The organism is Streptomyces liliifuscus, assembly GCF_016598615.1.
Classification (GTDB): Bacteria; Actinomycetota; Actinomycetes; order Streptomycetales; family Streptomycetaceae; genus Streptomyces; species Streptomyces liliifuscus.
The window spans coordinates 4011972-4024488 of sequence record NZ_CP066831.1 but is presented as its reverse complement, the minus strand read 5'-3'; the positions used below and the strand labels follow the sequence as shown (position 1 = coordinate 4024488).

Annotated in this window: 13 protein-coding genes; 8 read left to right on the top strand and 5 right to left on the bottom strand. The window is 71.6% G+C overall.

Features of this window, described 5'->3' with window-relative positions; genetic code table 11:
• Window positions 1-65 precede the first annotated feature (65 nt).
• From JEQ17_RS16995 to JEQ17_RS16980, 4 genes are all read left to right on the top strand, one after another.
• Entirely contained in the window at window positions 66-995 is a 930-nt protein-coding gene (locus JEQ17_RS16995; protein WP_200396032.1) for an ABC transporter ATP-binding protein, read from the top strand.
• Window positions 996-1063: 68 nt separating this feature from the next.
• Window positions 1064-1804, top strand: coding sequence for an ABC transporter permease (locus tag JEQ17_RS16990; protein WP_200401529.1), 741 nt, complete (start codon window positions 1064-1066; stop codon window positions 1802-1804).
• Entirely contained in the window at window positions 1801-2961 is a 1161-nt protein-coding gene (locus JEQ17_RS16985; protein ID WP_200396031.1) for a sensor histidine kinase, read from the top strand. Before JEQ17_RS16990 ends, JEQ17_RS16985 begins: the two co-directional genes overlap by 4 nt.
• A complete protein-coding gene (locus tag JEQ17_RS16980; RefSeq protein WP_200396030.1) occupies window positions 2958-3572 on the top strand; it encodes a response regulator transcription factor in 615 nt (204 codons plus the stop codon). Before JEQ17_RS16985 ends, JEQ17_RS16980 begins: the two co-directional genes overlap by 4 nt.
• A gap of 131 nt (window positions 3573-3703) precedes the next feature.
• Here the strand turns inward: JEQ17_RS16980 and JEQ17_RS16975 are convergent, their stop codons facing one another.
• The gene (locus JEQ17_RS16975) at window positions 3704-4555 is read right to left on the bottom strand and encodes a transglutaminase family protein (RefSeq protein ID WP_200396029.1); all 852 of its coding nucleotides are present in this window, start codon (window positions 4553-4555) and stop codon (window positions 3704-3706) included.
• Window positions 4556-4572: 17 nt separating this feature from the next.
• Window positions 4573-5676 (bottom strand): GNAT family N-acetyltransferase, encoded by a 1104-nt coding sequence (locus JEQ17_RS16970; protein ID WP_200396028.1) that lies wholly within the window; start codon window positions 5674-5676, stop codon window positions 4573-4575.
• A 141-nt stretch (window positions 5677-5817) separates the two neighbouring features.
• Here JEQ17_RS16970 and fdxA point away from each other — a divergent pair, with 141 nt between their 5' ends.
• Window positions 5818-6138: a ferredoxin gene (gene fdxA, locus JEQ17_RS16965; RefSeq protein ID WP_019058397.1), complete on the top strand. Its 321-nt coding sequence runs from the start codon at window positions 5818-5820 to the stop codon at window positions 6136-6138.
• A gap of 168 nt (window positions 6139-6306) precedes the next feature.
• Window positions 6307-7407, top strand: coding sequence for a bifunctional succinyldiaminopimelate transaminase/glutamate-prephenate aminotransferase (locus JEQ17_RS16960; RefSeq protein WP_200396027.1), 1101 nt, complete (start codon window positions 6307-6309; stop codon window positions 7405-7407).
• Window positions 7408-7577: 170 nt separating this feature from the next.
• Here JEQ17_RS16960 and JEQ17_RS16955 read toward each other — a convergent pair whose 3' ends face one another.
• Together JEQ17_RS16955 and JEQ17_RS16950 are read right to left on the bottom strand one after the other, a co-directional pair.
• Window positions 7578-7985, bottom strand: coding sequence for an ATP-binding protein (locus JEQ17_RS16955; RefSeq protein ID WP_200396026.1), 408 nt, complete (start codon window positions 7983-7985; stop codon window positions 7578-7580).
• A 363-nt stretch (window positions 7986-8348) separates the two neighbouring features.
• Window positions 8349-9341 (bottom strand): heavy metal transporter, encoded by a 993-nt coding sequence (locus JEQ17_RS16950; protein WP_200396025.1) that lies wholly within the window; start codon window positions 9339-9341, stop codon window positions 8349-8351.
• Between the two features lie 118 nt (window positions 9342-9459).
• Between JEQ17_RS16950 and dapE the strand changes: the two genes are divergently transcribed.
• The gene (gene dapE, locus JEQ17_RS16945) at window positions 9460-10539 is read left to right on the top strand and encodes a succinyl-diaminopimelate desuccinylase (RefSeq protein WP_200396024.1); all 1080 of its coding nucleotides are present in this window, start codon (window positions 9460-9462) and stop codon (window positions 10537-10539) included.
• Between the two features lie 106 nt (window positions 10540-10645).
• Window positions 10646-11404, top strand: coding sequence for an LOG family protein (locus tag JEQ17_RS16940; protein WP_200396023.1), 759 nt, complete (start codon window positions 10646-10648; stop codon window positions 11402-11404).
• 207 nt (window positions 11405-11611) lie between these two features.
• On the opposite strand, the gene folP is transcribed toward JEQ17_RS16940, so the two are convergent.
• A complete protein-coding gene (folP, locus tag JEQ17_RS16935; protein WP_200396022.1) occupies window positions 11612-12472 on the bottom strand; it encodes a dihydropteroate synthase in 861 nt (286 codons plus the stop codon).
• Between the last annotated feature and the right edge of the window lie 45 nt (window positions 12473-12517).

Sequence of the window (12517 nt, the reverse complement as noted above, 5' to 3'; positions counted from 1 at the left end):
GTCATCCGGGAGTGACGACGGCCGACACTGCCGGGCGGGGCCCGTCTCCCGCCACGCTGGGTCGCATGACAGCGACTGCGACAGCGGAGGCCACCGGCTCGGTGGTCGGGTTCGATCAGGTGACCAAGACCTACGGAAGCGTACGGGCCGTGGACGGGCTCACGCTGGCCCTGCACCCGGGCGAGACCGTGGCCCTGCTGGGGCCCAACGGTGCGGGCAAGTCGACCACGCTCGACCTGCTGCTCGGCCTCAAGCAGGCGGACAGCGGCTCGGTGCGGGTGTTCGGCGGCAGCCCGAGGGACGCCATCGTCGCCGGGCGGGTCGGCGCGATGCTGCAGAGCGGCGGGCTGATGGACGAGGTCACGGTCGGCGAGCTGGTCCGGCTCGGCTGCGCCCTGCACCCGAAGCCGTTCCCCGTGCCGGACGTGCTCGCCCGCGCGAGCCTCACCCAGCTGGCGGACCGCAAGGTCAACAAGCTCTCGGGCGGCCAGCAGCAGCGCGTGCGCTTCGCGCTCGCCACGGCCGGGGACAGCGACCTCATCGTCCTCGACGAGCCGACGACCGGCATGGACGTCTCCGCGCGCCAGGCCTTCTGGGCCACCATGCGCGAGCAGGCCGACCAGGGGCGGACGGTCCTGTTCGCCACGCACTACCTGGAGGAGGCCGACGCCATCGCCGACCGTGTGCTCGTCCTGCACCGGGGACGGCTGCTCGCGGACGGCACCGCCGCCGAGATCAAGGCGAAGGCCGGCGCCCGGCGGATCGCGTTCGACCTGGAGGGCCCGATCGACGAGCCCGCGCTGCGCGACCTGCCCTTCCTCACCTCGCTCGACGTGTCGGGCCACACGGTCCGCATCCAGTCCTCCGACGCCGACGCGACCGTCCACGCCCTGTACGGGCTCGGCGTCCACCCCCGCAACCTCGAAGTGGCCGGGCTCGGTCTGGAGCAGGCCTTCGTCGCCATCACCGCCGCCGAGGAGGCGCGCACCTCATGAACGCCACGAAGACCATGAACTCCATCAAGGCCGCGAACACCCGGAACCCCATGAGCGGTATGTCCGGCATGAACGGTCTGATCAGGCTGGAGATCACCCGCGCCCTGCGCAACCGCAAGTTCCTGTTCTTCTCGGTGATCTACCCCTCGGCCCTGTTCCTGCTGATCGCGGGCAGCGCCGACAGCACGACAAAGGTCGACGGCACCGGGCTCACCCTGCCGACGTTCTTCATGGTCTCCATGGCCTCCTTCGGCGCCCTGACCGCCGTCCTCATGGGCAACAGCGAGCGGATAGCCAAGGAGCGCGAGAGCGGCTGGGTACGGCAGTTGCGGCTCACCACGCTGCCGGGACGCGGCTACGTCCTCGCGAAGACCGCGAGCGCGGCCGTGATCAGCCTCCCGTCGATCGTCGTCGTCTTCGTGGTCGCGGCGGCCGTGAAGGACGTACGCCTGGACGCCTGGCAGTGGCTCGCGCTCACCGGCGCGATCTGGGCCGGCAGCCTCGTCTTCGCCGCGCTCGGCGTCGCCATCGGCTACATGGCGAGCGGTGACGCGGTCCGCCCGATCACGATGATCGTGTACTTCGGCCTGTCCATGCTGGGCGGCCTGTGGATGCCCACGACGACCTTCCCCGACTGGCTGCAGGACATCGCCAAGTGGCTCCCCACGCACGCGTACGCTGCCCTCGGGCAGGCCATCGAACAGAGCCAGGCCCCGCACGCGAAGGACCTCGCCATCCTCGCCGTCTCCTTCGTCCTGTTCGCGGGCGGCGCGGCCTGGCTGTACAGGAAGGACACGCTGAAGGCGTGAGCGGCGTGGAGATCGGCATCGGGCAGCGCCCGCAGAACAACAGGCAGAGGGCGGTCAAGTTCCTCTGGACCGGTATCTGGCTCGCCTATCTGAGCGCGCCGGTGAGCGACCTGCTGCACGGCGGGCACAGCGACGGCGTCCGCGTCCTGGGCGCCGTCGGCCTGGTCGCCTTCGTCGCCTGGTACTTCGCCCTGGTCTTCCGCGCCGGACGCGGCGCGGCCGACGGGGTCGTCCTCGGTTCGCTGGCCGTGCTCGCGGCCCAGTCGTCGATCCTCTCGCTCACCCTCGGCCGCGAGTGGCTCGTCCTGTTCGTGTACGTGTCGGTCGCGTCCGGTGCGGCACTGCCCCCGCGGTTCGCCCGGCTGACCGTCCCGGCCGTGTCCGCGCTGATGACGGTGATCGCCCTCTCCGTACCGGAGGGGAACGAGTACCTGGCCTCGTTGCTCCTGCCGGCACTCCTCGGCGGCTTCTCCATGGTCGGCGTCCGCGCACTGATCCGTACGACGATCGAGCTGCGCGAGGCCCGCGCCACCGTCGCCCAGCTCGCCGCCAACGAGGAACGGCTGCGGCTCGCCCGCGACCTGCACGACCTGCTCGGCCACTCGCTCTCGCTGATCACCCTGAAGAGCGAGCTCGCGGGCCGGATGCTGCCCGAGCACCCCGACAAGGCGGCCCAGCAGGTCGCCGACATCGAGAACGTCAGCCGGCAGGCCATGGTCGACGTCCGCGAGGCGGTCACCGGCTACCGGCGGCCCCGGCTGCCCGGCGAACTCGCGGGCGCGCGGGTCGCCCTCACGGCGGCGGGCATCACGGCCGAACTGCCGGCCGAACCGGACCTCACGGGCGTCGCCTCGGAGACCGAGTCCGCACTGGCCTGGGCGCTGCGCGAGGCGGTCACCAACGTCGTACGCCACAGCGGGGCCCGCCGGTGCACGGTCGAGGTGGTGCGGCGCCAGACGCTGGAGGGGCCGGTGCTGGAGCTGAGTGTGGAGGACGACGGCGGCGGCGCGGACAGCGGTCCGGGCAACGGGCTGACCGGACTGAGGGAGCGGCTGGAGAAGGTGGGCGGGGAGCTGGAGGCGGGGAGCGCACGGCACGGTTTCCGGCTGCTGGCCCGCGTTCCCGCGGTCCCCGCGGCCGTAGGATCCGGGGCATGAGCCGATCGATCAAGGTCCTGCTCGCCGAGGACCAGTCGATGGTCCGCGAGGCGCTGGCCGCCCTGCTCGGCCTCGAACCGGACATCGACGTGGTGGCACAGGTCGCCCGCGGCGACGAGGTGCTGGCCGCCGTACGCGGGCACGACGTGGACGTGGCGCTCCTGGACATCGAGATGCCGGGCGCCACCGGCATCGAGGCGGCGGCCGAGCTCCACCGGGAGTTCCCCGCGCTCAAGCTGGTCATCCTCACGACCTTCGGCCGCCCCGGCTACCTCCGCAGCGCCATGGAGGCGGGCGCCGACGCCTTCCTGGTCAAGGACGCCCCCGCCGCCCAACTCGCCGAGGCGATACGCAAGGTCCTCACCGGCGAACGCGTCATCGACCCCGCACTCGCCGCGGCGGCCCTGGCCGAGGGCGCCAACCCCCTCACCGACCGCGAACGCGAGATCCTCCGCGCGGCGGCCGACGGCTCCACCAACGCCGACCTGGCAACAGCCCTCCACCTGTCCCACGGCACGGTCCGCAACTACCTCTCCACGGCAATCCAGAAACTGGCGGCACGGAACAGGGCGGAGGCGGTCAGGATCGCGAGGGAGAAGGGCTGGCTGTAGGCCCCGTCAGAGGGCGCCCCTTCAGCGGGGCGCCCTCCAGGGGCGCGGGGAACTGCGCGACCAGCCACAACGCACCCGCACCCGCCCCACGACAACAGCCCTGCGGCGCTTGGGCGAACGATCCGTGAGATTCAGTTGAGCATGGCCCGAGCGGCCCGGGCCTGCCCCCGAACCCGATCGGCCGCAGGCTCATCAACCGCGGCCACAACCTCCGCGTACGCGTCGAGTTCCACCGCCCCCGCGAGGAAGTCCCCCCGCTCCACGAGCAACTGCGCCCGCTCGTACCGAAGACGAGCGGGATGGGACGGCAGCAGCAGGGAAAGCTCGACGGCCCAGAGGGCCACATCGGACCGTTCGGGCCGAGCCGCGGCCCAAGCACGGACGTTGTTGAGGATGCGCAGGACGACGTCCAGCGGATCCGCGGGCGACAGCATCGAAGGATCCAGCGGCGCCCCCGTGGCCCCGGCCACGAGCAACTCCGCATCGGTCCCGGTCAGCACCCGGCCCCCGTCGAACGGGTCGGCGAGAACCTGCTGTTCCGGCGGCCCGAACCCGACGACGAAGTGCCCCGGCAGAGCAACCCCGTACACCGGGGCCCCGGCCCGCCTCGCGACCTCCATCCACACCACCGACAGCAGGATCGGCAGCCCACGGCGGCGCCGCAGCACCTCGTGCAGCAGTGAGGAGTCCAGCCGCTGGTAGTCACCGGGCGTACCCCGGAACCCGCAGCGGCCGCCGAGGTGCTCGGCGAGTGCAGTGGCCCAGGACCGCGGTCCGCCGGGCCGGAACGGCAGCTCCCCGGCCAGCCGGTCCAGCTCGATCTGCGCCGCGTCCAGCCCGGTCTCGTCCAGTTCCCCGTCCGCCTGGGCGCCCACCAGCAGACACAACGCCGACAGATCGGGCCGCTCGGCCCGCGCCTCGTCGCCGAACCGCCGCCGCCACTCGGCGCTCCGCTCGGGCCCGGGAGGATGAAGAGGACGCATAGCTGCCTCGTGCCCTTTCACACCGATCGATACCGCTCTGTGGCTCCGCCACCGAGTTCGCCGCCCGCGCGGTGGCCGACCTGTTCGTCGGCACCGGCGGAGATCCCGCCGTCCGTTGCCGCGGGCCCGAGGTAGTGGTGGTACGCGTGATGCGCCGCGAAGCCCATCCCCGCGTACAGGGCCCGGGCGCCCGCGTTGTCGGCCTCCACCTGGAGCCAGGCCGCCGAGGCGCCCTCGGACAGGGCCCGGCGGGCCAGGGCGGCCATGACCGTGGTGGCCAGGCCCTGGCGGCGCAGGGACGGGTCGACCTCCACCGCCGCGAAACCGGCCCAGCGCCCGTCGACCACACAGCGGCCGATCGCCGCGGGTATGCCCGGTTCGGCGCCGGGCACGGTCGCGAACCACACCGACGGTCCGCTGCCCAGCACCTCCAGGGCCACCTCGCTCACGCCCTTGCGCTGATAGCGGCCCAGCCACGCCTCGTCCGCCTCGCGCGCCAGCACGACGGTCCGGTCCGGGGCGGGGTCCGGGAGATCACCGATCGGCGCCAGAGCGCCGATCCACATCTCCGCGGTCACCTCGCGCACCCACCCCCGCGCCTCCAGCTCCGCGCACAACAGCTCCTGCGTGCCTTCGGCCCCGGTCGCGGTCTGCACGTACGCGGGCAGCTCCCGGGCCGCGTACCACTCCCGTACGAGCGACAGCGCGTCGTCCAGCGGGACGCCCGGGTCGCCGAGCGGCAGCACCGAGTTGGCCCGCCGGGTGAACCCCGAGGCGGCCCGCAGCTCCCACTCGCCGAGCCGCTCCCGCTCGACCGGCTGCCAGGCCCGGGCGGCGACCCGCGCCAGCTCCTCGTACGAGGCCGCCGGGCCCCTGCGGCGGGCCGGGGCGGTCGGGACGACCTTGCCCGCCACCAGCGCCGATTCCGGAATACGGACGCTCTCCCCGGACCGTCGTGTGATCAGCAGCACACCGTCGTCCCATGATGTGAGAACGCCAACCGTGTCGGTGAACTTCTCACCCTCAGGAGGGTCTTCGCGCAACCGTCGCACCGAGACGCGTTTCCCCACGTCAGCGGGGGTAACACGGACTTCGAGACGGAAGTGTGCGGAGAATTCCACAGCTCAGTCCAACCCTCCTGTTCGGATCATGCCCAAGAACGGAGATACTAGGTGCGGGCATCGACGACGCCGCGCTCCCGCGCGCCAGGTGGCGGAGCCTGAAGACGGCTCGCCAGCGCCCTATCGAGGAGGAACGACAGCGTGACCTACGTCATCGCGCAGCCTTGTGTCGACGTCAAGGACAAGGCGTGCATCGAGGAGTGCCCGGTCGACTGCATCTACGAGGGCTCCCGGTCCTTGTACATCCACCCGGACGAATGCGTCGACTGTGGTGCCTGTGAGCCGGTCTGCCCGGTCGAGGCGATCTTCTACGAAGACGACACTCCCGAGGAGTGGAAGGACTACTACAAGGCGAACGTCGAGTTCTTCGACGAGCTCGGCTCGCCCGGCGGTGCCAGCAAGCTGGGACTCATCGAGCGCGACCACCCCTTCGTCGCAGCGCTGCCGCCGCAGAACCAGTAAGCGGCACGTACGCCGGGGCCCCACCCAGCGACGCTGTGGCCCCGCCGGCGGTACAAGCGCCGCCTCGGTCCCGTACGGCCTGCCGCCGTACGGGACCGAGGCGTTTGCCGTACGTGCCACCCGTCCGTGCGGACACCCCCGTCCGTACGAGAAAGTGAGCCAGAATCCGTGTCCGCAGTCTCCGACCGGCTTCCCACCTTCCCCTGGGACAAGCTGGAGCCCTTCAAGGCGACGGCCGCCGCTCACCCGGGCGGCATCGTCGACCTGTCCGTCGGCACCCCGGTCGACCCGGTGCCCGACCTGATCCAGAAAGCCCTGGTCGCGGCCGCCGACTCGCCCGGCTATCCCACGGTGTGGGGCACGCCGGAGCTGCGGGACGCCCTGGTGGGCTGGTGCGAGCGACGGCTGGGCGCACGGGACTTCACCCACCGCAACGTCCTGCCGGTGGTCGGCTCCAAGGAACTGGTGGCCTGGCTGCCCACACAGCTGGGCCTGGGCCCCGGCGACCGGGTCGCCTACCCGCGCCTGGCCTACCCGACGTACGAGGTGGGCGCCCGGCTGGCCCGCGCGGACTACGTGGCGTACGACGACCCGACGGACCTGGACCCCACCGGCCTGAAGCTGTTGTGGCTCAACTCCCCGTCGAACCCGACCGGCCGGGTGCTCTCCCTCCCGGAACTCACCCGGATCGTGGCCTGGGCGCGCGAGCACGGCATCCTCGTCTTCTCCGACGAGTGCTACATCGAGCTGGGCTGGGAGGCCGACCCGGTCTCGGTCCTGCACCCCGAGGTGTGCGGCGGCTCGTACGAGGGGATCGTGTCGGTCCACTCGCTCTCGAAGCGGTCCAATCTGGCGGGCTACCGCTCGGCGTTCCTGGCCGGTGACCCCGCGGTCCTCGGCGACCTCCTCCAGATCCGCAAGCACGGCGGCATGATGACCTCCGCGCCCACCCAGGCCGCGACGGTCGCCGCGCTCTCCGACGACACCCACGTCCAGGAACAGCGCGCCCGCTACACCGCCCGCCGCACCGCCCTGCGCGACGCCCTCCTGGCCCACGGCTTCCGCATCGAGCACAGCGAGGCCAGCCTCTACCTCTGGGCCACCAGGGACGAGCCCTGCTGGGACACCGTCGCCCATCTCGCCGACCTGGGCATCCTGGTGGCCCCGGGCGACTTCTACGGCCCCGCGGGCGACACCTTCGTACGCGTGGCACTGACGGCAACGGACGACCGGGTACAGGCAGCGGTAAACCGGCTCGCGCCCCTTTAGGGGCGCGGGGAACTGCGCGACCAGCCACGACGCACCCGCACCCACCCACGCACCCACCGGGCACGCACCCACCGGGCACGCACCCACCGGGCACGCACCCACCGGGCACAAGAGAAGGGGTCCAGGGAAGAAACTCCCTGGACCCCTTCTCCGTAAAGCCCCCGGAGGGCTTAGCCGAGCGGCAGACCCTGAAGCGGCAGCTGCCCCGCCCCGGGCAGCCCACCACCGGTGGCCCCCGCCGCGTCCCCGAGCACTTCACCCGCGGTCCCCGCGGCATCCCCCGCGGTCTTCTGCGCGGCGGGAGTCGTGGTCTTGACGGCCTTGCCGCCGGTCTTGCCCGCGGTCGGCACGGCCTTCTTGACGGCCTTGCTGCCCGCGTTGCCCGCGAGCCCGGTGGCGTTCTGCGCGGCGCCGTCGACGGTGGTGCCCGCGTTGTCCAGCGCGGACAGCCCGCCGAGGTCGGGGGTGGCCGGCAGTTCGGCCGCGCTCGCGGAGCCGGCCGCACCGACCCCGGCTGCCGCTCCCGCTGCGACGAGCAGCGCGGCACGGGCGATCCGGCGGGTCAGGGGGAGGGACATGATGCTCCTTTGACGGAAGAGAACGGTGAAGTGTCGTGCCGTGCCCGGCAGTTGACCGGCTGGCTGTCGGTCTGCCGTCGATCGACCGGCTGTTGATCGTTCCGGGCTCGGACGCAGTGACTACCGCTCGAAGTCCGCGAAGGTTGCGGTGATCCAACGTAAAGAGTTGGCAATGCGTCGCATTATCAGCTGTGGAGAAACCCGGGCAAAGAACGTCCGGTGAGAAAGTCTGCCGAATGGCTACGGCCCTTTGTTCCCAAGGGATTCAGCTGATTCGCGACAGACGCGGGAAGGGCCGGAGGAAATACCCGGCGAGCGTCGACGTGCCGCGCCGGGCATGCCTCCAACGGGTGACGGCCCGTACTACTGCCCGGTGACGATTCGGACTTCGCCCGTGGAGTTGCTCGCACCCGAGTCGTCGCGCCACTCGCTCCGGGTGCTCCCGGCCGTCCACGACCTGCCTGCGTACGAGACACGCTCGACGTGCAGCGCCGAGGAGTTGGCCACCGCCCAGTGCGCCAGGGCCCAGCCGCGCCGCCGCTCCCCGCCCTGCGCGGCCGGGGTCTTCGGGACGGTCACGGTCACGGTGCGGGTGCCGCCGGGGCCACTGGTACCGGTCGAGGAGGTCGACGGCACGGCCGTCGGAGCCGACGGAGACGCCGAGGGCGTGGCGGCCACCTCGGCGCCCGTCTCCTGGAACGCGTCGCGCCCGAAGTCCCGTACGAGCGCGGCACGTACCGCGTCCGGGCCCTCGGGGGGTGTGCTCGGACGGCCCTCGCAGGTGAAGGTGGCGGCCGCGCGCCCGGTCAGGGCCGCGGCGAGGAGCGTGGCGTCCGGCTCGTGCTTGGCGTACGCCTCCGGGAAGCCGCTGCGCTGGACGCGCTGCGCGGCGACGGTGAGCGGCAGTTTCGTGTAGTCCGGCACCTTCTCCAGGTGTTCGTAGAACTCGCCCGCCGCGTACGCCGGGTCCAGGATCTCCTTCTCGGTGCCCCAGCCCTGCGACGGCCGCTGCTGGAACAGGCCCAGCGAGTCACGGTCGCCGTGGCTGATGTTGCGCAGGGCGGACTCCTGGAGGGCCGTCGCGAGGGCGATCGTGACGGCGCGCTCGGGCACACCGCGGTTGGTGCCGACGGCCGTGATCGTCGCCGCGTTCACCGCCTGTTCCGCCGTGAACTCGTACGACGCTCCGTCGCCCCTGCCGGAGACGACCGTGCACTTCGGTTCTCCTGTGCTCCCTGTCAGGTACTGCACGGCGAGATAGCCGGCGAGGGCGAGCAGCACGGCGAAGGCGGCTCCGGAACGGAGGAGACGACCACGGCGTACGGACCTGGCGGAGGTGGGGGACGGCTCTGGCACGCGTACAAGGTACTGGAGAGTACTGTCGGCCATCCGTGGGACTGTGGACAAGCCAGTGACGGCAGAGGTATCAGGCCACCGACAGGGCCGCGGCGTGCGCCGCGTTAGGGTCGACGGCATGGCCGACACCCAACTTGATCTTGCCCTGGACGCCGCCCGGCTCACCGCGCAGCTCGTCGACTTCCCCTCCGAGAGCGGCAACGAGAAGCCCCTCGCGGACGCGATCGAGGGCGTGCTGAGCGCCCTGCCGCACCTGACGGTCGAGCGGTACGGCAACAACGTCGTGGCGCGTACGAACCTGGGCCGGGCCGAGCGAGTGATCCTGGCCGGCCACATCGACACGGTCCCGATCGCCGACAACGTGCCCTCGCGCCTCGACGAGGACGGCGTGCTGTGGGGCTGCGGCACCTGCGACATGAAGTCGGGAGTCGCCGTCCAGCTGCGGATCGCGGCCACGGTCCCGGCCCCCAATCGCGACCTCACCTTCGTCTTCTACGACAACGAAGAGGTGGCCGCACACCTCAACGGGCTGAAGCATGTGTCCGAGGCACACCCGGAGTGGCTGGAGGGCGATTTCGCGGTCCTTCTGGAGCCGTCCGACGGACAGGTCGAGGGCGGCTGCCAGGGAACCCTGCGGGTGCTGCTGAGGACGACGGGCGAGCGGGCGCACTCCGCGCGCGGCTGGATGGGCTCCAACGCCATCCACGCAGCCGCCCCGATCCTTGCGCGCCTCGCCTCCTACGAGCCGCGCTACCCGGTCATCGACGGCCTGGAGTACCGCGAGGGCCTCAACGCCGTCGGCATCTCGGGCGGGGTGGCGGGCAACGTCATCCCCGACGAGTGCGTGGTGACCGTCAACTTCCGTTACGCGCCGGACCGCACGGAGGCCGAAGCGCTGGCCCACGTCCACGAGGTCTTCGCCGACTGCGGTGTCGAGGAGTTCGTGGTCGACGACCACAGCGGCGCGGCGCTGCCGGGCCTCTCCCACCCCGCGGCCGCCGCCTTCATCGAGGCCGTCGGGGGCACCCCCCAGCCCAAGTACGGCTGGACGGACGTCTCCCGCTTCAGCGCCCTCGGCGTCCCGGCCGTCAACTACGGTCCCGGAAACCCGCATCTGGCACACAAGCGGGACGAAAGGGTGGAAATCGCGAAGATCCTCGCGGGCGAGGAGCGGCTGAGGGCGTGGCTCACCGCCTGACCCGTACCTGACGGCTGTTCATGGCGGACATGTCGGCGTCCCCCCTCCGTAACCCGCGTAGATCTACGCTGGGGCGGAACGACCCGCACGTGTGGAGGGAGCGGACATGGCTACTGGCAACCCGGAGGGCAAGAAGCGGCCACCGGAGGAGCAGCGGCTGGGCCCCGTGCTGCGCAGGCGGGGACAGGTGCAGGCCAGCACGACGGACCAGCGGCTGCTGGACGCGGGCGGGCCGTCGGACTGGGTCCACACCGATCCCTGGCGGGTGCTGCGCATCCAGTCGGAGTTCATCGAGGGCTTCGGCACGCTGGCCGAACTGCCGCCCGCGATCAGTGTGTTCGGCTCGGCGCGGACGCCGGCGGACTCTCCGGAGTACGAGGCGGGGGTCGCGCTCGGGCGCGGGCTGGTCGAGGCGGGCTTCGCCGTGATCACGGGTGGCGGTCCCGGCGCCATGGAGGCCGCCAACAAGGGTGCCTGCGAGGCGAAGGGCATCTCCGTCGGGCTCGGTATCGAGCTCCCCTTCGAGCAGGGGCTCAATCAGTATGTCGACATCGGTCTCAACTTCCGCTACTTCTTCGTGCGGAAGATGATGTTCGTGAAGTACGCCCAGGGGTTCGTGGTCCTGCCCGGCGGGCTCGGCACCCTCGACGAACTCTTCGAGGCGCTCACCCTCGTCCAGACCCAGAAGGTCACCCGCTTCCCGATCGTCCTCTTCGGTACGGAGTACTGGGGCGGGCTGGTGGACTGGCTCAAGAACACCCTGATCGCCCAGGGCAAGGCCTCGGAGAAGGACCTGCTCCTGTTCCACCTCACGGACGACGTGGACGAGGCGGTGGCGTTGGTGTCGAAGGAGGCGGGGAGGTAGGGGGCCTTTTCCTCGCCCCCGCCGCCCCTACCCGTCCCGTCCCTGGGGGCTGCCGCCCCCAGACCCCCGCTGTCGGCCTGAACGGCCTCGTCCTCAAACGCCGGACGGGCTGAAAACCAGCCCCTCCGGCGTTTGAGGAGCGGGGGTTCGGGGGCCGGCCCCCGAAAGGGACGGGAATGGGCAGGGGCGGCGGGGGCGAAAAAGGCCCTACGCCAGCCCCCGCCGGGCAACGGCAGGCGGGCGATGGCCGGCGATCGACGCGACCATGTCCAGGACCTGCCGCGTCTCGGCGACCTCGTGGACCCGGTAGACCTGAGCCCCCAACCACGCCGACACGGCGGTGGTCGCGAGCGTCCCGACCACCCGCTCCTTCACCGGCCGATCGAGCGTCTCACCCACAAAGTCCTTGTTGGACAGGGACACCAGCACGGGCCACCCCGTCTCCACCATCTCCCCGAGCCGCCGCGTCGCCTCAAGACTGTGCCGCGTGTTCTTCCCGAAGTCGTGCCCGGGATCGATCAGCACGGACTCCCGCGCCACCCCCATCTCCACGGCCCGCTCGGCCAGCGCCAGCGTCACCCGCAGGATGTCGGCCATGACGTCGTCGTACGCGATGCGGTGAGGACGGGTCCGGGGCTGGGTCTCACCGGCGTGCGTGCACACCAGCCCCACCCCGTATCGCCCGGCGACCTCCGCGAGCCGGGGATCGACCCCGCCCCACGCGTCGTTGAGCAGATCCGCACCCGCCTCGCACACGGCCTCGCCCACCTCGTGCCGCCAGGTGTCGACGCTGATGATCACGTCGGGGAAACGGCGCCGCACCTCGGCGACGAAGCCGACCGTCCGCCGCGCCTCCTCGTCGGCCGTTACCTCCTCGCCCGGTCCGGCCTTGACCCCGCCGATGTCGATGATGGCCGCGCCCTCGGACACCGCCTGCTCCACGCGCGCGAGCGCGGGCCCGTCGCGGAAGGTGGCGCCCTGGTCGTAGAAGGAGTCCGGGGTCCGGTTCACGATCGCCATGATCACCGGCTCGTGCGCCTCGAACTCGCGCCTGCCCAGCCTGAGCATCCCCTGTGACCTCTCCCGTTAGTCGGCAGCGGATGTCGCCGTTCC